Here is a 24,211-nt window from a genome sequence, read left to right on the forward strand (position 1 = left end):
TAAGGCAGTAATTAGCTAGAGCTTACGTTTTGAATGGCAGTGCGAGCACGGTCAGGGAAGTCGGAAATCAAACCGTTTGTTCCCCAGTTTGCAAACGTGTGTAGTTCGTGTTCGCAGTTGATTGTCCAGATATTAACCAGCATACCAGCTTCGTGGAGTGCTTTAATATCATCTGAAGTCGTGAAGCGACGGCAAGGGTGATAGGCCGCTGCGTGAAGTTTTTTGCAATATTCAACAGGCTGTTCAATACGTTCTTCAGTTAAAACGCCGAGTGGCATTTCAGGCATTTCTTCATGAATTGTTTTGAGGTAATCATGGTTGAATGAAGAAATCATGGTTTGATTTTTAACATCAAATTTGCGGATATGCTCGAGCACTGTGTGCACAATAGTATGGCTTTGATCGCCAATTTCCGTTTGATCTTTGATTTCAAGGTTTAGCAACATTCCTGATTCTTTAATGAAGGCAAGCAGTTCTTCCAGAGTTGGAATGCGTGTTCCTACAAAACCTGCCGCAGTCTCTTTAGAAACAGTCCCCTCTTTGATTTGTTCAAATGGATCATTTTCCATGTACCACTTGCCTGCATCAAGAGTGCGAACTTCTTCGAGCGTAAGGTCGTGGATGCCAGTCTTTTCACCTTTTTTTTGTAACGCTGGAAGCTCTGCGATATTGGTTGTACGGGTAAGTACATAATCATGATAGATTACGGCGACACCGTCTTTAGTTAAATTGACATCAAGTTCGAGAGCTTCTGCTTTAAGCTCAAGAGCTTTATGAAATGCGGGCATGGTGTTTTCCGGTGCGTAGCCACGGGCTCCGCGGTGTGCATGCGTGATGTGTGCATTCGTTTTATCGGTAAACACAGTTTGCTCCTGTAAAGGCTGCCAGTAGTGAAATGAAAAAACGGCAAGATGTGACGGCAGCAAGCGCACTTGCTTGAAATGATATGTCTATGAGGACGCCATAACACTCATAGAACAGAGAGTGAAGCACATAAAATGTGCCACTTGCAGTAAACAATACACTATTACACAATAAAATTGTCGCCTGATTATTGTTTGATTCTCGGTGTATTGCAGTAGGAAGGAAAAAACATCAACGTGTTGCAGTGAAAAGTGAAGAAAAACACGTAATCTTCACTAAGTGACTCGGTAAGGGGTTTCTCTAGGAGGATGTACCGAGCCACATAGTGAAGGAGGACGCGTTATTGTTGTAAATCATCGATAAGCGTTTTTAAGCTCTGTGCTAGTCTGGAAAGCTCAAGAACTGCATGTGCTGATTCCGTGAGAGCTTGGGCGGATTCATCTGCAAGGCGGTTCACTTCGCCTGAAGCGCCTGAAATCTGTTCAGCAGCAGCAGATTGTTCTTCCGCAGCAGTTGCGATTGAACGGACTTTATCTGAAGCTCCTAAAACCGTATCAACAATCTGTTCAAGCGCTTTTCCTGCTTGTTGTGTGTGGGCTGTGGTACCTTCAATAAGGCTCGCAACCTCATTCATGTAGGTAAGAGTGCTGGCGCTGCTGCTTTGAATACCTTGAACCACTGATGCGACTTCTTTTGTTGCATTCATGGTTTTTTCTGCAAGCTTACGTACTTCATCTGCTACAACAGCAAAGCCTTTTCCTGCTTCACCTGCTCGTGCAGCTTCAATTGCTGCGTTTAATGCAAGCAGGTTCGTCTGGTCAGCAATGTCATTAATAACATTTATGATGTTTCCAATGCCGTCAGCTTGAGTGCTCAGTTCGCTCAGAGTGCTTTGCATACGTTCTGTATGAGAATGAACTTCCTCTGCGGAGCTGATAACTTCTGTAACCACTCCAGCACCTTCTTCAGCAATTGTTTTTGCATTTTCTGCTGTTTCTGCTGCATCGGATGCATTGCGAGCTACTTCGAGAGTCGTAGAGTTCATTTGCTCAATAGCAATGGCAGATTCGCTAATTCGCTCTGCCTGAATTGATGCCCCAGACCTACATTCCTCAACTTGTGCAGAAAGTTCTTCAGATGCAGACGAAACTTGATCTGCAATGGAGTAGGCTTGTGCTGCGGTGTCGGCAATGCGCTCATTTTGACGAACAATGGTGGCTTGGCTTTCGCGGATTTCGGTTATGTCATGCCAGAAGGCAACAGAACCGAGTAGCGTTCCATCCATGTCGTAAAATGGTGTTACACTAGCGTAAACATACAATTTTTTTCCTGATGGGTGTGTGTATTCAACTTCTGTTTGAATTGGTTGTTCTGTTCGGATTGCTTTGTCGGAAATCGTTTCGACATTTTTATCTTTATAGAAAAATTCGCCAGAGCGTACACCAACGTAACTTTCAGGCGTTCCGCTTTTGGCAATAAAGGTACAGAGTTCCTGATTAACCCATAGTACATTAAAGTCAGAACCGATAATGGAACACGGCATTGGTATTCCGTTAAGTACCCCTTCGGAGAACCCAAGCTTATTTTTTAGCTCTGCAACCATAGCATTGATTGATGTGACAGTGCTGCCGATTGCGTCGTCTAGCTCGTAATTTGAGCGGGCATTAAGGTCGCCTTCAGCAATTTTTTGTGCGGTGTCGCTAAGGTCTTCAAGCGGTGATAAAAGCTTGCGAAGAAGAAATACAAGTACAATACAGGAGATGATAATTCCACAAACGATGCTTGCGATGCTCAACTCCATAAGTGTTTTGTCTGCTCCGAGGCTAAGGTCTTTGACAGGCAACGTAAAATAAATATGCCAGTCTCTGGATTCGATTGTGTGGACAAAAGAAAGTCTTTCCTCGCCTTTATATGTATAGTGCGTAAATCCAGATTTGTTTTTTCTAATTTCTTCACCTGCCTCCATATTAGACAAATTACCATTTTTCATGAGGGAAGAGTCTGGATGGTAGACAAAGCTTCCGTCAGAGCGGGTGATAAATGGGTAGCCGTGACCATCGTAGGTGATCTTTTCAATCATATCCTGCAATGGTTTTGTCATCATAGGGCGTCCACAGTAAACTACGGCGATGATGTTACCATTTTTATCTTTGAGAGGCTTATATGTGGTGACAAACCAGTCGTTTACTACAAAAGCTTTACCCGTGAATGTATTGCCGTTCACGACAGTTTTATACACTGGACTGCTGGAAGGAATGTAGGTTCCGGTAGCGCGGCTGCCATCAAGTTTTTTTACGTTGGTAGATATGCGGAGAAGTTTATCAGGGAGAACCTGAAAGATAGTAGCAGTGCCACCGACAATACGTTGAATGTCGTCTACAAGCTTGTTGCTGTTATTGAGTGTTTTTCTTCCAATGCCTGCGCCTAGGGATAGAGTAGGGATGGTTACAGAATCGGAAACTTTAGTGACCTGATTGGTAATTGTAGTAGTAATAGTATTCGATGTATCTACATGTAGTTTACCATTACTATTAATTTCAAATTCAAAAACGCTAATATCTGTTGCAAGTTTTTCAAGTGTAATTTTGTGTTGCATTTCTACACTGTCTTTCAAACTAACAACCATGGCACTAATAAATTGTTTTCCGAGCTTGTCGAAAGTGCCATGTGAAACTTTATAGTTAGTAAAGCTCAGAACACTGAGCAGAGTCACTATCACACATAAAACAGATAAAATTAATTTTTTATTGAAATTCAGCCCCATCTTCCCATCCCCTGAAATTTGAAATTGATCTAGAGAATTCGTCGTGTTTTTGGCGACGACGCAAAAAAGTCATGAGCAGGTCTAAAAAGCACAGTGAGTGCTAGGTATATTCGATATTCTCCCAAGCAGAATGAAGTAAGTGTTCGATACAGCGCCTTGCAGTACAGGTTTGCTGTTGCGCGTTAACAAGCTATATTTAATAATGAATATTATAGCAATTCTCCTTTATTACATATCGGTATTTTCCTGTATGTCTTTAAATGTAGTGAGTTTCACTTTTGATAAAAGTATAGGCAATATATTGGTATCATTCGGAGAAAAAATTTTAGTGACCCGTCTTTTTTGTATAAAAAACGGTGTCAGAGTACGACCAAGAAAAGAAGTAGGCAGTTCTTTGTATGAAGAATAAAAAATTAGCTTGACTAAATTCAAACAATGTTTGAAATAACGATTCAAACGTTGTTTGAATTTTATTGCTTATGAGGATTTATGGGAAAGGTTGTTGGTCCAGAGCGATTTAGGGATATTGCAGTCAAATATTTCCAATTGCGTGACAGTTCTTTACAGGCGTGGCAGGAGCATCGTGCTCAAGTGCAGAGTGCGCCTGATACGCGGAGTCGTATTTTTAATACCGCGCGTACAGTTTTTGCCCAACACGGGCAAAGTGCTACCGTTCGGGAAATTTGTCGTGCTGCTAATGCAAATGTGTCAGCTGTTAATTACCATTTTGGAAATAAAGACAGGTTGCAGGCATCAGTACTGGAAGATTTTCTGTACGAAATACGAGGCATCTACCCTTTGCATGGTGGAGTAGATGACTCAGCAGAGCCGGAAGAACGGCTGTTCGGTTTTACGCTTGCCTGTATAAGCGGCATGCTCATTTCGCATGGTGATGAGTATTGGAACTTAAACAGGCTGCTGCATGATGCTTTTATCAATAGATTTGAAGCATTTCAAAATGTTGCACACGAAAACAATATGCTGCTGCGAGGGATAGTTACCCCGATAGTAGATACGTTGACAGGGCATAAATGTAACGAACAGCAACTGGACGCCTTATTGAGCGGATATTTTTCCCAACTGTTTTTTTATGTAATGCATATCGATGACTTGCTACTGGCTAAAGAGCAAAAGTTTTTTACGGATAGTGATGCTTACGGTATCGCACAACATATTACTGCCTTCTCCATTGGAGGCATTAAGAATTATTCGGAGTTAATGGATGCAGAAATTGATTTTCCAAGTTTGTGGTGTACTGCTTGCTGTGAGTCTACTCGTTATCCAGATGGGGTGCAGTAACGGCGAAGCAAGCGAAACAGCAACAAACGTACCTTCAACAAACGAATATGTCGTAAAAGTAAAAGTAGAAAAGATAGCTCCGGCAGCCATCACTGATACTATTATGCTGCCGGGTGAAACAGAAGCGATGTACGATGTTGCCTTGGCTGCTGAACAGGAAGGGCTTATCGAATGGGTTGGCGTGACTGAAGGTGATTCTGTTAAAGAAGCTGGAGAGATCGTTCGCATTGATTTGAAAGCACTTACCGCAGTTAAAGATCGTGCTGAAGCAAACCTCAAGATGAAACGACATCAGCTCAACCGACGCAAGAAATTGTATGACGGTAATGTGCTGTCTCAGGAAGAGCTGGAACGTGCAGAGACAGAATTTACTGTTGCAAAAACAAACCTTCAGGAAGCTGAAGTAAACTACGAACACGGTATTGTTGTCTCACCTGTTTCCGGCATTGTTAATAAGGTCAATGTTGATCCCGGTGAATATGTTTCCAAGGGTGCTGCTATCGCGAATATTGTGAATGTCGATCAGATTAAAATAACCTTCAACGTGCCGGAAATGGATGTTCGTTTCCTTTCAAAAGGGCAAGATGCACCTGTTGTTTTTGATGCATACCCTAACGAGAAATGGAGCGGTGTTGTCGATTTTGTGGCATGGAAAGCTGATCCTGCGACCCGTACATTTCCAGTACGTATCATCGTCAAAAATGATGATGGAAGAATCCGTCCGGGCATGATTGCCCGTGCAAGTTTTGTACGTCGTGCACTTAATGATATTGTTTCCGTACCTCTTTTCTCTATTATTGATAAAGGTGGAGAACGTATCGCTTTTGTCGAAAAAGACGGTGTTGCACAGGCTCGTACTGTCACCCTTGGTGTTATCAACGGTGATAAGGTGCAGGTTCTTGCCGGATTGAACGTTGGAGATCATCTGATTATTGCAGGGCATCGTGAAGTTGAAGACGGCGTGAAGGTGGAAGTTCGATGATTCTTAATCAGGTAGCGTTGAAAAGACAGCCTGTTGTCTTTGTTCTGTTGTGGTTGATAATTCTAGCCGGTTTAAGCAGTTACTTCTCACTGCCGCGTGAAGCGGAGCCGGATATCACAATTCCATATGTATTTGTTAATACATATTATGAAGGGGTAGCACCGGAGGATATTGAAAAGCTTGTTACTATCCCTCTGGAAAGAAAGCTGAAAGGTCTTTCGGATGTCGAAGAATTGCGATCAACCTCTAAAGACGGTGAATCTGCTATCGCCATTAAATTTTTGCCTAACGTCATTATTGATGATGCGCTGCAAAAAGTACGCGATAAGGTAGATCAGGCAAAAGGCGATCTCCCGAGTGACCTTGAAGACGACCCGTTTATTTCTGAAGCGAACTTTGCGGACATGCCGACCATGCAGGTTGTATTGTCCGGTCCGTTCAGTTTGAAACGGCTGAAGGTTTTTGCAGAAGATTTAGAAGATAAACTTGAGTCTGTTCCAGGCGTGTTGGATGCCCGTCTTATCGGGGGGCTTGAGCGTGAGATTCATGTTGAATTCGATCTTGATCGTATCGGCGCATACAATGTTCCTTTCAGCTCACTGGTGAACGCTGTTCAAAAGGGTAACGTGAACATGCCGGGCGGCTCCATGAATATTGGTGATGCCCGTTATCAGGTTCGTGTGCCGGAAGATTTTCAAAACCCTTCTGAAATAAATAACATTGTTGCATTTGTGCGCGATGGTAAACCTGTTTACCTGCGCGATATTGCTTCGATCCGCGATCATTATAAAGACCCGACAACGCGAAGCCGTATGAACGGTCAAAATGCCGTAACGCTACAAATTATTAAGCGAAGCGGTGAAAATATTATTAAAGTAAACCAAGGGGTAACTGAAGCTCTCGAAGAATCGAAGAAGTTTCTTCCGCCCACCCTTGATTTAGATGTCGTTGGTGACATGGCAGAAGACGTGCGCAATATGGTTTCCGACCTTGAGAATAACATTCTTACAGGTCTGGTTCTTGTACTTGCTGTTGTGTTCTTCTTTATCGGCGGCAGGTCTGCTTTCTTCGTGTCTATTGCTATTCCTCTGTCTATGCTCATTACCTTTGTACTACTGCGCTTGCTTGGGATTACGCTTAACATGGTTGTGCTGTTCTCACTGATTCTCGCTCTTGGGATGTTGGTAGATAACGGTATTGTAATCGTAGAGAATATCTACAGGCATATGCAGGAGGGCAAAAGTAAAGCTCAAGCTGCTTTGGACGGAACAAACGAGGTTGCCTGGCCTGTAATTACATCCACATTAACAACTGTTGGTGCATTCTTTCCGATGATTTTCTGGCCGGGGATTATGGGGGAATTTATGTCCTACCTGCCTCGTACAGTAATCCTTGCGCTATTTGGTTCGCTTTTTGTGGCGTTGGTAATCAACCCTGTGTTTTCAGCACGGTTCCAGACTGCTGCTGCACCAAAGTTTGCAGATGATGGAACAGAATCAATAACCGGTGCACGCCGTGTGTATCTCGGCATGCTGAAGTGGTCGCTGAATCATCGTGTTATTGTGCTGGCGATTTCGGTGCTCATGTTCTTTGCCTCCATTTTCTCCTTTGGGGCATTTGGTAAGGGCGTAGAGTTCTTCCCTAAAGTTGAACCAAAACGCGCCAATGTAAACATTAAAGCGCCTGTAGGCACTAACCTTGATGCGACCGACCGGCTTATGCGCGTCGTAGAGCGTGCAGGTAAAGAATATAAAGATGTCCGGTTTGTTATCGCAAATACGGGTTCCGGTTCTGGAGGTACTTTCGGCGGTGGCGGCACTGGTACACATCTTGGTGCTGTAACTCTGGACTTTGTGCCGATTGCTGAGCGTGGTGTATCTTCATTTGATGTTATTAATGAAATGCGTGAGCGCCTTACAGCAATGATTACCGGTGCCGAAGTGCGCGTTGAGGAAGAAAAAGGTGGGCCGCCTACCGGTTCTCCAGTCAACCTTGAAGTGTATGGTAAAGACATGCGTGAACTGGGTGCTGTTGTTGAGAAAATACGCAGTGTGTTCCGTGAAGTCTCAGGGCCTGTTGATATTAAGGATGACTTTGTTTCCGGTAAGCCGGAAGTACAGATTCGTGTTGATAAAGAGCGTGCAGCACTGCTTGGGCTGGATACATACGCCATTGCGTATACCATCAAGGCTGCAATTAACGGTGTAAAAGTTGGCGTGTACCGAGAAGGTAAAGACGAGTACGATATTCTGACAAAATTGCCGGAAAGCGAACGTCAGTCTATCGAAGCCTTGCGTCGTCTTACTGTTTCCGGTCCTAGTGGGGAACCTATCCCGCTTACTTCAGTGGCGAGTGTAAAGCTTGCGTCTGGACTGGGTGCAATTAACCATAAAGACCAGAAGCGTGTTGTAACTGTATCTGCAAACGTTGAAGGACGACTTGCTAACGACGTTATTCGTGACATTGATGCCCGCTTGAAGCAAATGAGCTGGCCGCGTGGATATTCGTATACATTTACCGGTGAGCAGGAAGAACAGCGCAAGGCATCTGAGTTTTTGACAGAAGCCTTTGTTGCAACGATCTTCTTGATCTTCATCGTCCTTGTTGCACAGTTCAACTCTATGGCAACTCCGTTTATTATTCTTACTTCGGTATTGCTGTCGCTTATCGGTGTATTCGGCGGACTTCTTATTTGTGGAATGCCTTTTGGTATTGTTATGACAGGTGTAGGGGTAATTTCCCTTGCAGGGGTTGTTGTTAACAACGCAATTGTTCTTATTGACTACTTTGAACAATTGCGTGCCAGAGGTCTGAATACTCGTGATGCGTTGCTTAAAGCTGGTCTGACTCGCTTCCGCCCTGTATTGCTTACAGCAATTACAACCATTTTGGGGCTGCTGCCGATGGCAGTAGGGGTTAGCTTTGACTTCTTTACGTTTACGTTCATTACGAAGTCTGACTCTACAGCGTGGTGGAGCCCTATGGCTGTCGCCGTTATCTTCGGTCTGTTTGTCGCAACAATGCTGACCTTGCTTGTTGTGCCAGTGCTTTGTTCCCTTAAAGATGGTGCGAAAGCACGTTGGGAACGAATGACCAATAAAAAAGCACAGAAACAGAACGATGCTGATAGAGCGTTGCAGGAATCCATTGAAGAAAGTGAAAAGCGTAAAGGGTCACCTGTCGCACCGGGAGATGCCGCTTAGCCGCTACCTGTTATCCTGAAATAGTAAATGCCCCTGATAGAACATCTGTCAGGGGCATTTTTTATGGTAACTTAATTGGTGAATCGTTACGTAAGGTGACATGTGCTAAAGGCTTCGTTCACTTCTTCTTCGGTCATGAATCCGAGCTTGGCAGCTGCCTGTGCAACTGGAATTCGTTCTTTTAGAGAAAGTTTGGCGATATCTGCTGCTTTTTCGTAGCCGATAACTGGAACAAGTGCTGTTGCCATAACTGAGCTTTGAATGAGCAATTCGTTGCATCGGTCTTCATTGGCGGTAATGCCGTTAACACATTTAGTCGCTAGCGCGTGCATTGCATTTACAAGCATGTGTACGGACTGAAGTACATTCAAAATAATAACAGGTTCCATTACATTAAGCTGAAGCTGCCCTGCTTCTGCTGCCATGGTGACAGTGACATCGTGCCCAATGACCTGATAGGCTACTTGGTTAACAACTTCTGGAATTACAGGGTTTACTTTACCCGGCATAATCGATGATCCAGCCTGTACTGGCGGCAGCGAAATTTCTCCAAAGCCTGCGCATGGTCCACTACTAAGGAGCCGAAGGTCATTGCAAATTTTAGAAAGCTTTACGCTTATGCGGCGCAACGTGCCGGAGAAGGTAACGAAGGCTCCCATGTCGGAAGATGCTTCAATGAGGTTGGCTGCGGGGATAAGCTCGTATCCAACCAATTTGCTGAGATGCCTAACTGCTTTGTAAGAAAAATGTGGTGGTGTGTTGATACATGTGCCGATGGCGGTACCACCAAGGTTAATTTCTTTGAGAAGCTGAGAGAGTTGAATAACACGCTCTACGTCTTCTTCAATAGTCACAGCATACGCGGCAAATTCTGAGCCCAACGTAATAGGTACAGCATCTTGTAGCTGAGTTCTGCCGACTTTAAGAATGGTGCTGAATGCCTCTGCACGTTCTTTAAATGCTGCGCTTAGTTCCAGTTGCTGGTCGGTGAGTGCCTTGCACTTGCTTAACACCGCAATGCGGGCGCTTGTCGGGTACACATCATTCGTAGACTGCGAGCAGTTAACGTGGTCGTTTGGATGCAGGTGCTCGTATTGACCTTTAGCGTATCCCATTTTTTCCAACGCGAGGTTTGCAATAACCTCGTTGGCATTCATGTTGGTTGAGGTTCCAGCACCGCCTTGCATCATATCAACAATGAACTGATCGTGATGATCGCCTTCTATAATGTCGTCACATGCTTCAATAATGGCGTTGGCTTGAATATCTGTGAGTAACTTACTTTCAAAGTTAGTAAGCGCGCATGCTTTTTTAACGCGTGCAAGAGAAACTACAAGTTCTGGAAAGTGATGTAGTGGGATGCCGGTGATGGTAAAATTTTGTGCAGCACGGGCTGTGTGAATTCCGTAGTATGCATCTTTAGGGACGCTAAGTTCGCCCAGAGAGTCGTGCTCAATGCGGTACTGATCGTTCATAAGGACTCCGCAACGTAGTGGCTGTTAGTGGAAAATAACCATGTCCAGTAATAACGGTATACTCAGTTAAACATGAAACACAGTTAACCGCGAGTGTTATCTGGCAGTGCGGGATGATGGGAGTTGTATTGGTATGTGTGAATGGCGTAGGATGACTCTGCTGAACAGCAGGCACAAAAAAAAGGGTTGTATCTTTCGATACAACCCAAATAAACACTGGCGATGAGGGAGAGATTCGAACTCTCGATACGCTTTTAAGGCGTATACTCACTTAGCAGGCGAGCTCCTTCGGCCAACTCGGACACCTCACCGTGTTTTGTGGTCTTAACGAAGTCGTTCCTTCGTTGCGACGAAAGAGTGTTTACAGAAAACGGGTGGTAACTGTCAAGCACAATTTTAAAAATATTTTTACTTTATACGGAGTTTTCTATCAAGTTACACGAAAGTCGTTGCTAACTGCGATAATCCGCGTTGATAGAAATATACTCGTGTGTGAGATCAGATGCAAATAATTCCGCTTTACCTTCGCCATTTCCTACCACAATGTCGATGAGAATATCACGTTCTTCTAAATATGGCTTCAGCAGGGTGTCAAAATCAACATCTGAAGGCTGTCCGTTTTTGAATAATTCAATACCGCACATGGTAAGCTGAACGTCTGTTGCTTCAAAGTCTGCACCGCTTCGACCGATTGCAGCGACAATGCGACCCCAGTTTGCATCTTTGCCGTAAATTGCTGTTTTGACAAGCGGTGAATGTCCTACGGTGCGGGCAATCATATCTGCTTCAGCGTTATTTTTTGCGCCTGAAACAAGAATCTGCATTACCTTGGTAGCCCCTTCACCGTCCTGCACAAGCTGGTATGATAACTCACGCATAAGTGATGTAACAGCCTGTTGGAATTCTGTTTCGGTTGCATCTGTGATATAGGCTTCGCTTGCACCGTTGGCTAACGCTAACACGCAATCGTTTGTAGAAGTATCGCCATCTACCGAAACGCAGTTGAACGAACCATCAACAGCAGTTTTGACGATTCGTTTCCATAGAGCACCATCAATTTGAGCATCAGTAATAACAGTTCCCAGCATGGTTGCCATGTTTGGGCAAATCATACCCGCACCTTTTGCCATACCTGCAATGGTAACAGTTTTTCCATCAACAATGATGGAACGGCTTGCAGTTTTCGGGAAGGTGTCCGTAGTCATTATGGCGTTGGCAAAATCATCACCTGTGTGCTTGCCCACTGCATCAACTAATACAGGCGCGGCGGCTTCCCATTTTTCCATATCGAATTGTAAGCCGATAACTCCTGTAGAAGCAGGCAGTATAGCATCAGAGCGAAGTCCAAGGCGGGAAGACACCAGCTCAAGTGAGCGCTTGCAGTTGGCAAGCCCTTCTTCGCCAGTACATGCGTTGGCACTGCCAGCGTTAATCATAATTCCCTGCACGTTAGTAGAGTTTTCTACAAGTTCTTTTGCCACAACTACAGGAGCAGCCTGAAATTTGTTTGTGGTAAATGTTCCAGCAGCCACGCAAGGTGTGTCGCTGACGATGAGCGCAAGATCGAGTCTGCCAGAATACTTTAGATTCCCTTCAATGGCAGCGTATTTGTATCCTTTAGGAGTATCCACAGCATTTCTCGTATTTGTTAGTGTTTAGAATATAGTACTAGCCAGTACCGCTTCATAATTTGCGAGACTTTGCAGAATGTCAATGAGGAGTTCTGGTTACCTGAGAAGAACGCTTTTTTTGTTGGCATACCGTAAAATGTATTGTGAAAAATTATGCTGTAATGAATGATGACTAAAGTGTGTTTCCAAACAGTATGATCATAAAAAAAGGGTGGAGTAAAAACTCCACCCTTTACCAAAGCATAATTAAGCCGTGGCTGACTGTTGAGACGTAGGTTCTTCGCTTATCGGGTCAAGGGGGATTCCCCCTTGCGGGGTGGAGGGGCAGAGCCCTTCCCCGTCGGAGACACCAGCAAAACATACGCGCCGCAGGCTTGCTTTTTTATACAAAGCACCGCAGGCACATTCTTTGACTACGTAATACTATGCACCACAGCATTTTTTGTATTTTTTGCCACTGCCGCAAGGACACGGTGCATTGCGACCGATTTTAGGCTCGGCGCGCTTTGCAGGCTTGTTATCTTCTTCACCACCGGAGTAGGTGACAGCAGTTTCTTCTTTGTGACGGAATTCATCACGCAGCACTTCCTGCTCTTCTTCTTCGGCACGCTGAATACGCAGACGGGTAAGTGCTTTGAACACGTTTTCGCGAATGCGGAAAAGCATATCTTGGAAAAGTTCAAAGCCTTCACGTTTGTATTCCTGCTTAGGGTCACGCTGACCGTAACCGCGTAAACCGATGCCCTCACGAAGGTGATCCATGTTGAGAAGGTGTTCTTTCCAGCAGCGGTCAAGTTCTTCCAGCAGGAAGTAACGGAGCACATCTTCGTATACTTCGTTTGCATCGTTTTTAAGAACAGCAAGCCGCTCTTGAACAGCCTTGTGTGCATATTCTTCTGAAGGAACAGATGTAAGGTCGATGGATGCAGAAAGGTTGAAGATTTCGTCAAGCTGAACAGGCAGTGCTTCGGCAAGTTCGCCGCGATCTTCCGGCTTGGTTGCGTTCCACTCTTCGTAAAGCACATCCATGAGGTCAGAGAGAAATTCCTGAATCAGTTCTTCCTGACTTTCATTCATCATGATTTCACGGCGAAGGGTGTAGATAACCTCACGCTGCTGGTTCATAACGTTGTCGTAGTCGAGAAGCGTTTTACGAATTTCGAAGTTGCGACCTTCAACACGTTTCTGAGCATTTTCGATTGCTTTAGAAACCATGCTGTTTTCGATAGGCTCACCTTCATCCATGCCGAGTTTCTGCATCATGTTAGACATACGCTCGGAAGCAAACAGGCGCATCAGGTCATCTTCAAGAGACAGGTAGAAACGTGAAGAACCCGGGTCGCCCTGACGACCGGAACGACCACGCAACTGGTTGTCGATGCGTCGGGATTCATGGCGTTCTGTACCCAGAATGTGGAGACCGCCAGCTTCTTTTACGCCTTCACCAAGCACGATATCAGTACCACGACCCGCCATGTTGGTTGCGATGGTAACGCGACCTTTTTGACCGGCTTCAGCAACAATCTGCGCTTCCTGCTCATGGTGCTTTGCGTTCAACACATTGTGAGGAATGCGGCGCTGTTTGAGCAACTGAGAAATAAGTTCGGATGTCTCGATAGAAATGGTACCGACAAGAACTGGCTGATTGTTCTTATGCAATTCTGCAATGGAATCGGCAATTGCATTGAATTTTTCGCGATTGGTGCGGTAAATGACATCAGGGAAATCTTTACGGGTCATCGGACGGTTTGTCGGAATGGAGCAAACTGCCAGATTGTAAATTTGCTGGAATTCAACAGCTTCTGTGTCCGCTGTACCAGTCATGCCGCCCAGTTTTTCGTACATGCGGAAGTAGTTCTGGAAGGTGATGGAAGCAAGTGTCTGGTTTTCTGCTTCAACTTTAACGCCTTCTTTAGCTTCCAACGCCTGATGCAGACCATCGGAGAAACGTCTGCCCGGCATGAGACGACCGGTAAATTCATCAACAATAACAACCTGACCTTCTTTAACAATGTAATCAACATCGCGTTTGAAGATTTTATGCGCTTTCAACGCCTGCAAAACGTGATGCTGCAAGGTGATGTTTGTCGGGTCGTACAAGTTGTCGATTTTAAGAAGCTGTTCGACACGGATGACGCCTTCATCTGTGAGAGATACAGAGCGGGCTTTTTCATCCATTGTGTAGTGCGTTTCTTCTTTAAGGGAAGGAACAATATTATCAATTTGACCGTACAGAGCGGTGGAATCTTCAGATGCACCGGAAATAATGAGTGGTGTACGGGCTTCATCAATGAGGATGGAGTCAACTTCATCGACAATCGCAAAGTGATGAGGGCGCTGAACAAGCTGCTCTTTGTAGAACTTCATGTTATCACGGAGATAATCGAAGCCGAATTCGTTGTTTGTACCGTAGGTAATGTCGGAGCCGTAGGCTGCTTTGCGCTCTTCATCACTCAGACCATGAACAATGATGCCGGTAGTAAGACCAAGGAAGCTGTACAGCTGTCCCATCCACTGAGCATCTCGTGTTGCAAGATAGTCGTTAACGGTGATGACGTGTACACCTTTGCCGGTAAGGGCATTCAAAACAACAGGCAGTGTTGCTACAAGAGTTTTACCTTCACCGGTTTTCATTTCAGCAATTTTACCGTCGTGCAGCGCACAACCACCGATAAGCTGAACATCGTAGTGACGCATGCCGAGTACACGGACACCAGCTTCACGGACAAGTGCAAAAACTTCAGGGAGAATTTCTTTAAGTTCTGTTCCGTTGGCAACTTCTTCCTTGAGTTCGGCTATGCGTGCTGGAAAATCTTCATCCGGTAAAGCTTGAATAGTTGGTTCGAGGTCGTTGATCTGCTTGATAACCGGACGCAGACTTTTTAGATAGCGGTCATTTTGAGTGCCGAACACTTTCTTTATAACGAAGTTGATCATTATTTCTCCTGAAAAACAGTATAAAACTCCATATAAGTATGGAGAGAAAATTTATAATAGCCGCAGAGTTATGCCGACCGTGCATTATTCTGCGTTAGTTTGAAAAAAAATCACTGTACTATACGCATTAACAGTATGCTTTTCTTTTATCTTTTTTCTGTTTACCGAATTATGCGGCTACACAGTGTGGTGCATAGACTGTATTTTGAACGTAACTAAGTACAGAAGGGCGTGTTTGTGACTCAAACACAGGTCAATCCGGTAATAGGTACTGGAAATCAATTAATAACGCAATGAGGATTGGCAAGGGCTAACAGCTTCTTTTTTTGCTTTTCAAAGCGTTTCTTAGAGCACTATGGCTCAATGATATCCAGCCAATGCCCAACCTTTACTTTTTCTCCATTACAAACTGGAGCGGTGCCGCGTAACTGAAGGGTGCAGCCGCTGCATCCAGTGATGACTAAATACGTGGATTCGACTTCGGTACAGAGGTCGGATTCAAGCTCGTCTTCGTCATCATACAGGTCGCATAAGCAGTTCCCCATGGGCTTGCTGTAGCAAGGGATGCTGTCATCCTTTTTCGGTGGTTGCTGTAATAAGTTTTCCCAGCAGCGGGTGGCTACCTTGCGAGTAAGTTTTCGGTTGCCAAGCTGAGCTATACCGCCCATACCGCAGCATGAGGCGGAGTCGGGGGAGCTTATTTCATCGTAGAGAATTTCTTTGAGCCAAGTGTAGTCAAGGTCATTGCCGTGCCAGTGGCAGGGTTGATGATAACGGATGACAAGATTGCTCGGAGTATCCACTGTAAAAAGAGAGTTTCCCCATAAGGTAGAAATGGGACGCAATGCTTTTGACCATGCTTCCTGTTCGCCTTCCGCCCAACCTAGCGAATCATCGCGAACATATTCTGCAAGTCCAAGATAACAGGTTGCACAAAATGTTACGATGAGCGGACGCTCTGCTGCACGCCATGCCCGCAGGTTTTGCATGCGACTTTTGTGCGCGGCTTCCGGTGCTCCGGCATGATCCAGTGTTAGCCCGCAACATGTTAAATCTTTGGTAGGAAGCAGGGTATAGCCAAGATTTTTGAGTATCGATTCGCTTTTGTACTTCCAACTTTTTTGAACACGGTTGGCTGTGCAGCCGGAGAAAAGCAGTACATGCTGACCTTCTCCTATTTCTTTGTCATATGTTGCAACAGATATGTAGGCAGGAATATCAGTTGCAGGCTGCATTGCCTGAATAGATTGCACTAAACGGGTTGCTTCGTTTTTACCTTTTGAATCTGGTGCAGCTTTGCTCAATGTAGAAAGCATTGGCCAGAGAACAGCACCTTGGTTAATCCAGCGCTTCCACATCCATTGTTTCCAACCGGGGTGTGCGGCTCGCATGTTTGCAAGCTGTTGCGGAAAGTTGAGCCCTTGCGGGCAGGTTTTAGCACATTTTCCGCAGGAAAGGCACATTTCAGCAAGTTTAGTACAGTCTGTGACTTTGAGCTGCTGCGCATTTTCTTTCAGGGCAGCAATAGTACGCTGCTTTGCTTTGGGGGTAAGCTCTTCCTGCTTTGTAGAAAGATATACTGGGCAGACTGATACGCACTTTCCGCAAAGAATGCAGGCAGCCTCGCGTTGCTTGGGAGTTTGTGCTTTTTCAGGAGAGGTAGTGGTTGTGGCGTTGTCTTGAGTCATACTACTGTTCCCCTAAAATGCTTTGCCCGGATTCATAATAGAGTGGGGGTCAAAAATTTGTTTGATTTGTTTCATGAGCAAACGCTCTGTCTTACTAAGCTGTAAGTGCACATATGGAGCCTTGATAAGCCCTACACCGTGTTCGCCGGATAGTGTTCCTTGCAGTGAAAGAACAAATTTTGAAATTTCTGACTTGGCAGATTTTGCCCGTGCCAGCTCCTGCGCGTCAGATGCATCGTGCATAATGTTCACATGAATATTGCCATCGCCGACATGTCCAAAAGTAAGAATCGGTAACGTGTGTTTTTCCGCAATATCACGAATGCCTGTTACAGCTTGAAGCAGCTTGCCGCGAGGGACGGTAACATCGTCAGAAAATTTGTTGGGTGCAACTTTAAAGGACGCAGGGTTGATAGAGCGGCGCACATCCCATAATGGCTCCTCCTCTTCTTTACCCATACCTGTGGTAGACCATAACACGTTGCATGCTTTGAAAATGGCTTCGGCTTTTTCTACATCAGCTTGCAAAGCCTGATGTGAACCGTCAAAGCGCAATAAGAGAGAGGCTGTTACAGTGGAAGGCCACGCTACAGCTCCCGCATCTGACAGGGCTGTAAGAACTTCCGGCCCCATAAATTCGAGCGCAGCCGGAAGCATCCCCGCTTTAAACATAATTTTGATTGCGTGCAGTGCTTCTTCAAGGTTCGCAAAACCTGCGAGGATAGAAGCTGTTGATTCCGGCTTTGGGATTAACTTCAGCGTCAGCTCAGTCATAAAGGCAAGTGTGCCTTCGCTGCCTGTAAGAAGACGAAGCAGGTCAAGTCCGACAACATTTTTGTGGTTGCGTCCACCGCAGGTAATTGTTTTACCTCCGGGGAGTACCGCTTTGCAGCCAAGCACCCATTCGCGCGTCACACCGTATTTCAGTGCACGCATCCCACCAGCACACGTTGCGACATTTCCGCCGATGGTGGATATCCCCAGACTGGCAGGGTCTGGTGGGTAGAAGAGTTTTTCTTGCTCGACCCGTTTTTGCAAATCGCCGGTGATGACCCCCGGTTCGACGCGGGCAATAAAGTCATCTGAATCAACCTCAAGAATCGAATCCATTTTGAGGGTTGAAACAACGATGCCCGGTTTTTTAGGAACACAAAGCCCTACAACGTTTGTTGCACGGGCACGAGGGTAGAGCGGTATGCGCTCTGTATGTGCCCAGCGCATAAGCTCGACAATCTGCTCTTCTGTTTCTGGACGAACCACAGCAAGCGGTGTCCCTTCAAGGCGGCTTGCATCGGCTTCAAATACAACCATTTCTTCCGGTGTCAGCAGACAATCTGAACAGGGAAAAAGGTTTTGCAAAAATCTACGTTGGGGAAGAGAAAGTAACGTCATACAGCTATCCTGAAAATGGTGAAAAAATTGTTAGCAAAATTTTTACACCAGCAGTTACTTGCAAATATACATTTGTGAGAGGGCAAAAGGGCAGTGATCTGGTAAGTACAATCCATTCGAAATGCAGGAATTAATGGTGCAGGTTCGTTTGTGGATTCTAGTATGACTTCAATATGTCCCTGCTTGTCACTCTCATGGTATTTAACAATAGAATATGCCGGAAAGAACGCACTGATGCGCTGTTTCCGGCATATAAAAAACGTTAGCGATCCATCATCTGTCGCGCAAGGTCGCGGGCTGCATCGCGCTGCTTGATGGTTTCACGTTGGTCATGTAATTTTTTACCACGGCACAAACCGATTTCCAGTTTGATTCGTGAGTTTTTGAAGTAGAGTTTAAGCGGTACAACTGTGAGTCCACGTTGCTCTACTTTAGTCATCCACATTTCAATTTCTCGACGGTGGAGGAGAAGCCTGCGGTCACGGTCTGGATCGTGTTGTGAATAGCCAGCATTTTCATAAGGGGCAATGTGCATCCCTACAATCCATGCTTCACCATCTTTGTAGCTGATATAGCTGTCGGTGAAGGCTACTTGTCCGGCACGCATAGATTTTACTTCTGTGCCCAGCAGCGAAAGACCTGCTTCCTGTGTATCAAGCACTTCGTAATAACGACGTGCTTTTTTATTAACGGCAATAGAGCTGCCGCCACTTTTCTTTTTTTTCTTTTTGCTCATTACGGTTCCGTTATATCATCCTGCTCAATGAGTGACGCAAAGAAGGACAGTTCTTCAGGGAAGCGTTTAAAAATACGCTTGCGAACTTTTGTATTGATTCTGGAGACGGTAGCGTGCGTGAGCACATCCCCTAGCAGTTCAATGCATTCTTCCATGTCAATTTGGCGGATTACGCGTTTAATTCCCGGAATAGCTTGCGGCGCAATAGAAATTCCGTCAACTCTCATACCCATTAAAATAGGTACGCAATACGGGTCGGATGCCACCTCGCCGCAGACTGAGGCTTCAATACCTTCCTTGTGCGCTGCATCAATAACGAATTTTATCGAGCGCACAATGGCTGGGTGAAGCGGTTGGTAAAGATACGAAACATGTTTATTGGTTCTATCAATACCCAGTGAATATTGAATAAGATCGTTTGTTCCGATGGAGAAAAAATCTACTTCGCGGGCAAGAGTGTCTGCAATCATTACAGCGCTTGGCAACTCAATCATAATCCCGACTGGAATATCCGGATTGTATGCAATGCCTTCCGCATCAAGCTCGCTCTTAACAGAGTTAAGTACAAAACGTGCCTGACGCAACTCTTTTAAGCCGGAGATCATCGGGAACATGATGCCAATATTGCCATGAACGGATGCACGAAGCATTGCGCGTAACTGTGTGCGAAAGACTTCTTGGTACCGCAAACAGAATCGGATGCCACGAAGTCCTAGCGCAGGGTTAGCTTCTTCGAGCATCGCATGCTTGTCTAACAACTTGTCTGCGCCGACATCAAGTGTACGCAAAATAACTTTTTGCGGTGCAAGCTGCTCCGCAAGGGTTGCGTACTCTTCGTACATGTCTTCTTCGTCCGGCATTTTTTTCTTATTAAAAAATGCATACTCGGTACGGTAGAGTCCTACCCCTTCGCCACCATTATCTTTTACTTGAACAAGTTCTTCTGCAAGCTCAATGTTGGCACATACCTCCAGACGGTATCCGTCTACTGTTTCCGCAGGAAGATGGCATTGTTTGACGATGGCTTTCTGGTAGTCTTCGAACTGATATTTTCTGTCGCCGTAATGGGCAAGCTCATCTTCGCTTGGGTCGATGAAGATAAGCCCTTTAAGCGCATCAATAATGACAAGATCACCATCTCGAATGGAATCTTCAAGGTCTTCAACACCGACGATGGCTGGAATTTGCAACGAACGGGCAAGGATACCAGTGTGGGAGGTTTTGCCGCCTTCTGCCGTAGCAAACGACATGATTTTGTTGAGCTCAAGCTCGATGGCGTCTGCCGGAGTTAAGTCATGCGCCATAAGAACGCGACGACCTGCGGGTAAATCGACAGGCTTTGGCGTTCCCATAAGTGCTTGCATGATTTTATCACCAACAACACGTACGTCCTGCATGCGCTCTCGGATGTACGGGTCATCAATAGCGCTGAAAGCTTTTGCAATGGTATCGATGGAGCGTTCCAGCGCCCACTCGGCAGTGATTGCGCGTTCCGCAATATTATTTGCTGCGGATTCAATAAGCTTAGGGTCCTGACAGATCATCAGGTGGGAATCAATAATAGCTCCGTGCTCTTTCAATTCTTCAGGAACGCGCGCACGAGCATCCATGAATCCCTGTCGCACTTCTTCTGCCGCATTGCGGAGGCGCTGGGTTTCAATTGCCACCAGATGGTGTGGAATGGTTTCGCGCGGGATGCGGCGCTCTTTCTGGCGGTTAACAAAGTAAGCCTTACCGATAGAAATACCTGCTGAAACAGGAATGCCGCGAAGAATTTTACGAGCCACTATGTATCCCCTTCGAACTTGTCATAAAAAAGTTGACTGATCTGTTCAAGGGCTTCACTGGCATCTGTGCCGGAAGCTTTAATACAAATTTCTGTGCCCTGCGGTGCTGCAAGAGCTAAGATATCCAGAATGGATTTTGCGTCTGCTCTTTGGTCTGCCATGCAAAGAGCAATATCAGCTTTAAATGTTTGCGCCAGTTGAGCAACTTTACCAGCGGGGCGTGCATGCAGCCCTAGCTCATTTTCTACGCAAACAACTGCCTCTAGGCTGTTATTTTCACCTGTAGGTTCCATTGATTGTCAGTTCCTCTAGATTGGGGAAAGTGGAATAACTGTGCTAATCCACGGTAGTATAAAAAACATTAGAAAGCATAAAAGATATACAAGTAATACACGTGATAAATGCAGTCTTCCCACAACAAAACTTGCGCTTAGTAGTGTGCCCGCAATAAGCGACCACTCAATAGTGCTGTGGGTTCCCGGCCAGAACAGGTAGAGCATGAGAACGAGGATGAGGGAGTTTGCAATTTTGATGCGTTCCCCCCAGTTGATTAAGTCCCAATTTTTGAGAGTCGTAATCATTTGCAGCCCATTCCGGACTCCTGATACAAAGGTGACGAATTTAAAGACCTGCAAGGCTGCAAAAAGTAGCAGCGTCCATGACAGGGCAAGAGCTTTGAAGCCTGTAACAAGCATACAGACACTCGATAATGCCCACATTGCGAGCAGGCTGCCGCCAAAAAAAGAATCGCCGATAGCAGAGAGGGTATACGTTGTTGTTTCTTTAACAGAGCTAAGCATTTTAGGAGGCAGATTGCCCCGTGCAATGTGAGACTCCAGTGAAAGGAACACACCGACCAGCAGAGGGGTCCAGAAAGGGTGGGTGTTGTAAAGCTCTAAGTAACGGCTTCTGGCTTCGCGCAGTGCTTCAGGAGTGTTATACAGTTCCCGCAAACCCGGTTCCATAACAAACACCAAGCCTGTATTTTGCAGACCACGAGTGTTGAATCCGGTACCTATAAGGTACGTACGGAGAAAGCAGGTAATAAGAGTGCGGGCAGTAAGCATATAAGTTCCTGATCGTACGATGTATCTGGCTTAAGTATCTTGCATGAACTGGTATACAGCTTTTACTGTCCAGCCGGAAGCTTCTTCCTTAACTCGGCGCGCAATTTCTTTCGGTTTACCACCAAGTTCTGTTTCTTCAGCAATAAGCTTGAGCAGTTCAGCTTCACTTGTTTTTCCACTGGATTCAGGCGGGCCGATAACAACTGTTATTTCGCCCAGCAAATCCTCTGGAATTTCATCATGTTTTTCAAGTCTGCCTAAGATAAACTCCTCATGCCGCTTGGTCAATTCACGAGCGACACATAGTTCCCTTGCTCCCAGAATCTCATACGCCGTTTTAAGTGTTGCGGCTAAGCGATTTTTGCGCTCAAAAAAGACAAGGGTAGAACGGAGATTTGAAAATTCTTCAAAAAGTTTTTTCTGATCGCTGGTTTTACGTGGAGGAAAACCTACGAATGTGAACGGTTGCGGAGCTATTCCGCTGGCTGCAAGTGCTGTAAGTGGTGCACTAGGACCCGGAACAACAGATACGTTGATGCCGTTTTCACGCGCGAGTTTCACAAGGCGGTAGCCGGGATCTGAAAAAAGCGGCATACCTGCATCAGAAACAACGGCAAAGACCTGTCCTTCCTGCATTGCTGCGATAATACCGGGTGCTTTCGCTTCTTCGTTATGATCGTGGAAGCTGACCAGTTTTTTGGCGGTAATACCTGTAGATTTTAAAAGCAGACCGGTGCGGCGGGTATCTTCCGCAAGTAAAATATCGACAGTCTGGAGCACTTCTCGTGCTCTGGGAGAAAGATCACCATGGTTGCCAAGCGGTGTTGCCACCACCCAAAGGCTGGGAGAGTTCGAAGGCATCTTGAATGTGCTCCACCTGATACCGTTCACCGGTTTTGGTGACTGCAAGCAGGTCGAACCGGCAAGGGGTATCCCAAAGATTGTTTTGAGAGATATAGTGCTGTGCAGCGTTGCACAGCTTTTTTATTTTTGATGCAGACAGGGCGTTGATAGCCGACTCCATGCTGGAGCAGGAGCGTGTTTTGACTTCTGCAAAAACAACATACTCACCCTTTGTACAGACAATATCCAGTTCGAGGTGTTTAGCACGCCAGTTGCGGGTCACAATTGAGTACCCGTGGTCAACTAAATAGGCGGCGGCTGCATCTTCTCCGGCTATGCCTGTTCTAAGGTGTGATGCTACCATAGTAGGTTTTGTTCTTGTTTTGCAGGTTCCGGCTTTACCTTCGCAAAGGTGAGCCTGTGCATTTTACACGGTCCCTTTGCTGCAATGGCTGCAATATGTTCTTTAGTGCCGTATCCTTTATGGCCTGCAAAGCCATAGCCACCATATCGTTTATCGAGTTTGACCATAAGGTTGTCTCGGAACGTTTTGGCGAGAATAGATGCGGCGGAGATTGCTTGAATTTTTAAATCACCCTTAACGATGCTCTGCTGCTCAATGGTGCCTGCTATCTCGGTAGGTATAGTTGCATTGCCGTCAATAGCAAGAAAAACAGGGGCAACGCCCAAGCATTGCACTGCTCTGTGCATCGCTTGAAAGGTTGATTGCAAAATATTAATGCGGTCAATTTCTTCCGGCCACGCAACACCAATTCCCCAAGCAAGAGATTTTTCTTTGATTTGAGGATAGAGTGCTTGCCTGCGTTTTTCAGTCAGCTTTTTTGAGTCCGTGAGTCCTTCAATTGGATTGGAAGGATCAAGAATACAGGCACCTGCTACAACAGGTCCAGCAAGACAGCCGCGACCGGCTTCATCAATACCGGCGAACGGTGTTGGCCAGTCTGTCTCTTCAAGCGAAGCAGTAAAAAGCGTGAGAGTATTTTGTTTCATAGCGGGCTGTTACATTCCTGTACGCAGGGTAGCATGTGTTGGAAAGAGAATACAGAAGTTGTTGATCGTAAAAAAGGGAGCTGGCATCGCCAACTCCCTTAGAAAAACTAATCGATGCAGTCTTGAGACTACCAGCGGTTTTTCGGCTTGATACGAGCAGCTTTACCTTTGAGGTTACGGAGGTAGTAAAGGCGGCTACGACGTACGCGACCTTCCTGAACAACTTCAACGCGCTCAATAGATGGGGAATGCATTGGGAATACACGCTCAACGCCAACACCGTCAGAAATTTTACGAACAGTGAAAGTTGCGTTGGTTGTACCGTTGCTTACACGGATTACTGCGCCCTGGAAAACCTGAATGCGTTCTTTTTCGCCTTCGATAATACGCATGTGAACTTTTACAGTGTCACCAGCTTTAAACTCAGGGATATCCATGCGAAGCTGTTCGCGTTCGATTTTTTCAATAATATTCATTTTAAAATGCCTTTTTTCGCAGCACAAGTCTGCGTTAAAAAATTACGTTACGGGTC

18 protein-coding genes and 1 tRNA gene are annotated in these 24,211 nt (G+C 45.6%); 3 read left to right on the forward strand and 16 right to left on the reverse strand.

Features of this window, described 5'->3' with window-relative positions; genetic code table 11:
* Positions 1-11: 11 nt before the first annotated feature.
* Together N4A56_RS04525 and N4A56_RS04530 are read right to left on the reverse strand one after the other, a co-directional pair.
* Positions 12-863, reverse strand: coding sequence for a glycerophosphodiester phosphodiesterase family protein (locus tag N4A56_RS04525; protein ID WP_293670444.1), 852 nt, complete (start codon positions 861-863; stop codon positions 12-14).
* A gap of 341 nt (positions 864-1,204) precedes the next feature.
* Positions 1,205-3,628, reverse strand: coding sequence for a Cache 3/Cache 2 fusion domain-containing protein (locus N4A56_RS04530; RefSeq protein WP_295545341.1), 2,424 nt, complete (start codon positions 3,626-3,628; stop codon positions 1,205-1,207).
* A gap of 489 nt (positions 3,629-4,117) precedes the next feature.
* Here N4A56_RS04530 and N4A56_RS04535 point away from each other — a divergent pair, with 489 nt between their 5' ends.
* From N4A56_RS04535 to N4A56_RS04545, 3 genes are read left to right on the forward strand one after another with little or no spacing between them, the layout of a single operon-like run.
* Positions 4,118-4,927 carry a TetR/AcrR family transcriptional regulator gene (locus N4A56_RS04535; RefSeq protein WP_293670447.1) on the forward strand — a complete coding sequence of 270 codons (810 nt, stop codon included), beginning with the start codon at positions 4,118-4,120 and terminating at the stop codon, positions 4,925-4,927.
* Positions 4,851-5,909, forward strand: coding sequence for an efflux RND transporter periplasmic adaptor subunit (locus tag N4A56_RS04540; protein ID WP_293670448.1), 1,059 nt, complete (start codon positions 4,851-4,853; stop codon positions 5,907-5,909). The genes N4A56_RS04535 and N4A56_RS04540 overlap by 77 nt, the downstream gene beginning before the upstream one ends.
* Entirely contained in the window at positions 5,906-9,112 is a 3,207-nt protein-coding gene (locus N4A56_RS04545; RefSeq protein WP_295545343.1) for an efflux RND transporter permease subunit, read from the forward strand. The genes N4A56_RS04540 and N4A56_RS04545 overlap by 4 nt, the downstream gene beginning before the upstream one ends.
* A gap of 86 nt (positions 9,113-9,198) precedes the next feature.
* On the opposite strand, the gene N4A56_RS04550 is transcribed toward N4A56_RS04545, so the two are convergent.
* The 14 genes from N4A56_RS04550 to rplS all read right to left on the reverse strand — a co-directional run bounded on the left by N4A56_RS04550 (position 9,199) and on the right by rplS (position 24,155).
* Positions 9,199-10,587 carry an aspartate ammonia-lyase gene (locus tag N4A56_RS04550; protein ID WP_295545345.1) on the reverse strand — a complete coding sequence of 463 codons (1,389 nt, stop codon included), beginning with the start codon at positions 10,585-10,587 and terminating at the stop codon, positions 9,199-9,201.
* 217 nt (positions 10,588-10,804) lie between these two features.
* Positions 10,805-10,898: transfer RNA gene (locus N4A56_RS04555), tRNA-Ser, on the reverse strand.
* A gap of 141 nt (positions 10,899-11,039) precedes the next feature.
* Positions 11,040-12,218 carry a bifunctional glutamate N-acetyltransferase/amino-acid acetyltransferase ArgJ gene (gene argJ, locus N4A56_RS04560; protein WP_295545347.1) on the reverse strand — a complete coding sequence of 393 codons (1,179 nt, stop codon included), beginning with the start codon at positions 12,216-12,218 and terminating at the stop codon, positions 11,040-11,042.
* A 423-nt stretch (positions 12,219-12,641) separates the two neighbouring features.
* A complete protein-coding gene (gene secA, locus N4A56_RS04565; RefSeq protein ID WP_295545349.1) occupies positions 12,642-15,155 on the reverse strand; it encodes a preprotein translocase subunit SecA in 2,514 nt (837 codons plus the stop codon).
* A 353-nt stretch (positions 15,156-15,508) separates the two neighbouring features.
* The gene (locus N4A56_RS04570) at positions 15,509-16,843 is read right to left on the reverse strand and encodes a (Fe-S)-binding protein (protein ID WP_295545351.1); all 1,335 of its coding nucleotides are present in this window, start codon (positions 16,841-16,843) and stop codon (positions 15,509-15,511) included.
* A gap of 12 nt (positions 16,844-16,855) precedes the next feature.
* Positions 16,856-18,235 carry an FAD-linked oxidase C-terminal domain-containing protein gene (locus tag N4A56_RS04575; RefSeq protein ID WP_295545353.1) on the reverse strand — a complete coding sequence of 460 codons (1,380 nt, stop codon included), beginning with the start codon at positions 18,233-18,235 and terminating at the stop codon, positions 16,856-16,858.
* 262 nt (positions 18,236-18,497) lie between these two features.
* Entirely contained in the window at positions 18,498-18,971 is a 474-nt protein-coding gene (smpB, locus tag N4A56_RS04580) for an SsrA-binding protein SmpB (RefSeq protein WP_293670460.1), read from the reverse strand.
* Complete coding sequence (gene ptsP / locus N4A56_RS04585; RefSeq protein ID WP_293670461.1) at positions 18,971-20,758, reverse strand: phosphoenolpyruvate--protein phosphotransferase; 1,788 nt, start codon at positions 20,756-20,758, stop codon at positions 18,971-18,973. The genes smpB and ptsP overlap by 1 nt, the downstream gene beginning before the upstream one ends.
* Positions 20,758-21,051 carry an HPr family phosphocarrier protein gene (locus N4A56_RS04590; RefSeq protein ID WP_293670463.1) on the reverse strand — a complete coding sequence of 98 codons (294 nt, stop codon included), beginning with the start codon at positions 21,049-21,051 and terminating at the stop codon, positions 20,758-20,760. Before N4A56_RS04590 ends, ptsP begins: the two co-directional genes overlap by 1 nt.
* A 15-nt stretch (positions 21,052-21,066) precedes the next feature.
* On the reverse strand, positions 21,067-21,825 hold the full coding sequence (locus tag N4A56_RS04595) for a PTS system mannose/fructose/sorbose family transporter subunit IID (protein ID WP_293670464.1): 759 nt from the start codon (positions 21,823-21,825) through the stop codon (positions 21,067-21,069).
* A gap of 30 nt (positions 21,826-21,855) precedes the next feature.
* Entirely contained in the window at positions 21,856-22,686 is an 831-nt protein-coding gene (gene rsmI / locus N4A56_RS04600; RefSeq protein ID WP_293670466.1) for a 16S rRNA (cytidine(1402)-2'-O)-methyltransferase, read from the reverse strand.
* On the reverse strand, positions 22,628-23,032 hold the full coding sequence (locus N4A56_RS04605; protein ID WP_293670467.1) for a YraN family protein: 405 nt from the start codon (positions 23,030-23,032) through the stop codon (positions 22,628-22,630). The genes rsmI and N4A56_RS04605 overlap by 59 nt, the downstream gene beginning before the upstream one ends.
* Positions 23,026-23,679 carry a ribonuclease HII gene (locus N4A56_RS04610; RefSeq protein ID WP_295545358.1) on the reverse strand — a complete coding sequence of 218 codons (654 nt, stop codon included), beginning with the start codon at positions 23,677-23,679 and terminating at the stop codon, positions 23,026-23,028. Before N4A56_RS04610 ends, N4A56_RS04605 begins: the two co-directional genes overlap by 7 nt.
* A gap of 128 nt (positions 23,680-23,807) precedes the next feature.
* Positions 23,808-24,155 carry a 50S ribosomal protein L19 gene (gene rplS / locus N4A56_RS04615; protein ID WP_295545361.1) on the reverse strand — a complete coding sequence of 116 codons (348 nt, stop codon included), beginning with the start codon at positions 24,153-24,155 and terminating at the stop codon, positions 23,808-23,810.
* Positions 24,156-24,211: the final 56 nt, after the last annotated feature.

The organism is Halodesulfovibrio sp. (assembly GCF_025210605.1).
In the GTDB taxonomy this organism is placed as follows: domain Bacteria; phylum Desulfobacterota; class Desulfovibrionia; order Desulfovibrionales; family Desulfovibrionaceae; genus Halodesulfovibrio.

Coding starts and splice junctions, on each gene's coding strand:
- N4A56_RS04530 (WP_295545341.1), bottom strand. CDS start 3,628: ATGGGGCTGAATTTCAATAAAAAATTAATTTTATCTGTTTTATGTGTG.
- N4A56_RS04535 (WP_293670447.1), top strand. CDS start 4,118: ATGGGAAAGGTTGTTGGTCCAGAGCGATTTAGGGATATTGCAGTCAAA.
- N4A56_RS04540 (WP_293670448.1), top strand. CDS start 4,851: ATGCAGAAATTGATTTTCCAAGTTTGTGGTGTACTGCTTGCTGTGAGT.
- N4A56_RS04545 (WP_295545343.1), top strand. CDS start 5,906: ATGATTCTTAATCAGGTAGCGTTGAAAAGACAGCCTGTTGTCTTTGTT.
- N4A56_RS04550 (WP_295545345.1), bottom strand. CDS start 10,587: ATGAACGATCAGTACCGCATTGAGCACGACTCTCTGGGCGAACTTAGC.
- secA (WP_295545349.1), bottom strand. CDS start 15,155: ATGATCAACTTCGTTATAAAGAAAGTGTTCGGCACTCAAAATGACCGC.
- N4A56_RS04570 (WP_295545351.1), bottom strand. CDS start 16,843: ATGACTCAAGACAACGCCACAACCACTACCTCTCCTGAAAAAGCACAA.
- N4A56_RS04575 (WP_295545353.1), bottom strand. CDS start 18,235: ATGACGTTACTTTCTCTTCCCCAACGTAGATTTTTGCAAAACCTTTTT.
- smpB (WP_293670460.1), bottom strand. CDS start 18,971: ATGAGCAAAAAGAAAAAAAAGAAAAGTGGCGGCAGCTCTATTGCCGTT.
- N4A56_RS04590 (WP_293670463.1), bottom strand. CDS start 21,051: ATGGAACCTACAGGTGAAAATAACAGCCTAGAGGCAGTTGTTTGCGTA.
- N4A56_RS04595 (WP_293670464.1), bottom strand. CDS start 21,825: ATGCTTACTGCCCGCACTCTTATTACCTGCTTTCTCCGTACGTACCTT.
- rsmI (WP_293670466.1), bottom strand. CDS start 22,686: ATGCCTTCGAACTCTCCCAGCCTTTGGGTGGTGGCAACACCGCTTGGC.
- N4A56_RS04605 (WP_293670467.1), bottom strand. CDS start 23,032: ATGGTAGCATCACACCTTAGAACAGGCATAGCCGGAGAAGATGCAGCC.
- N4A56_RS04610 (WP_295545358.1), bottom strand. CDS start 23,679: ATGAAACAAAATACTCTCACGCTTTTTACTGCTTCGCTTGAAGAGACA.
- rplS (WP_295545361.1), bottom strand. CDS start 24,155: ATGAATATTATTGAAAAAATCGAACGCGAACAGCTTCGCATGGATATC.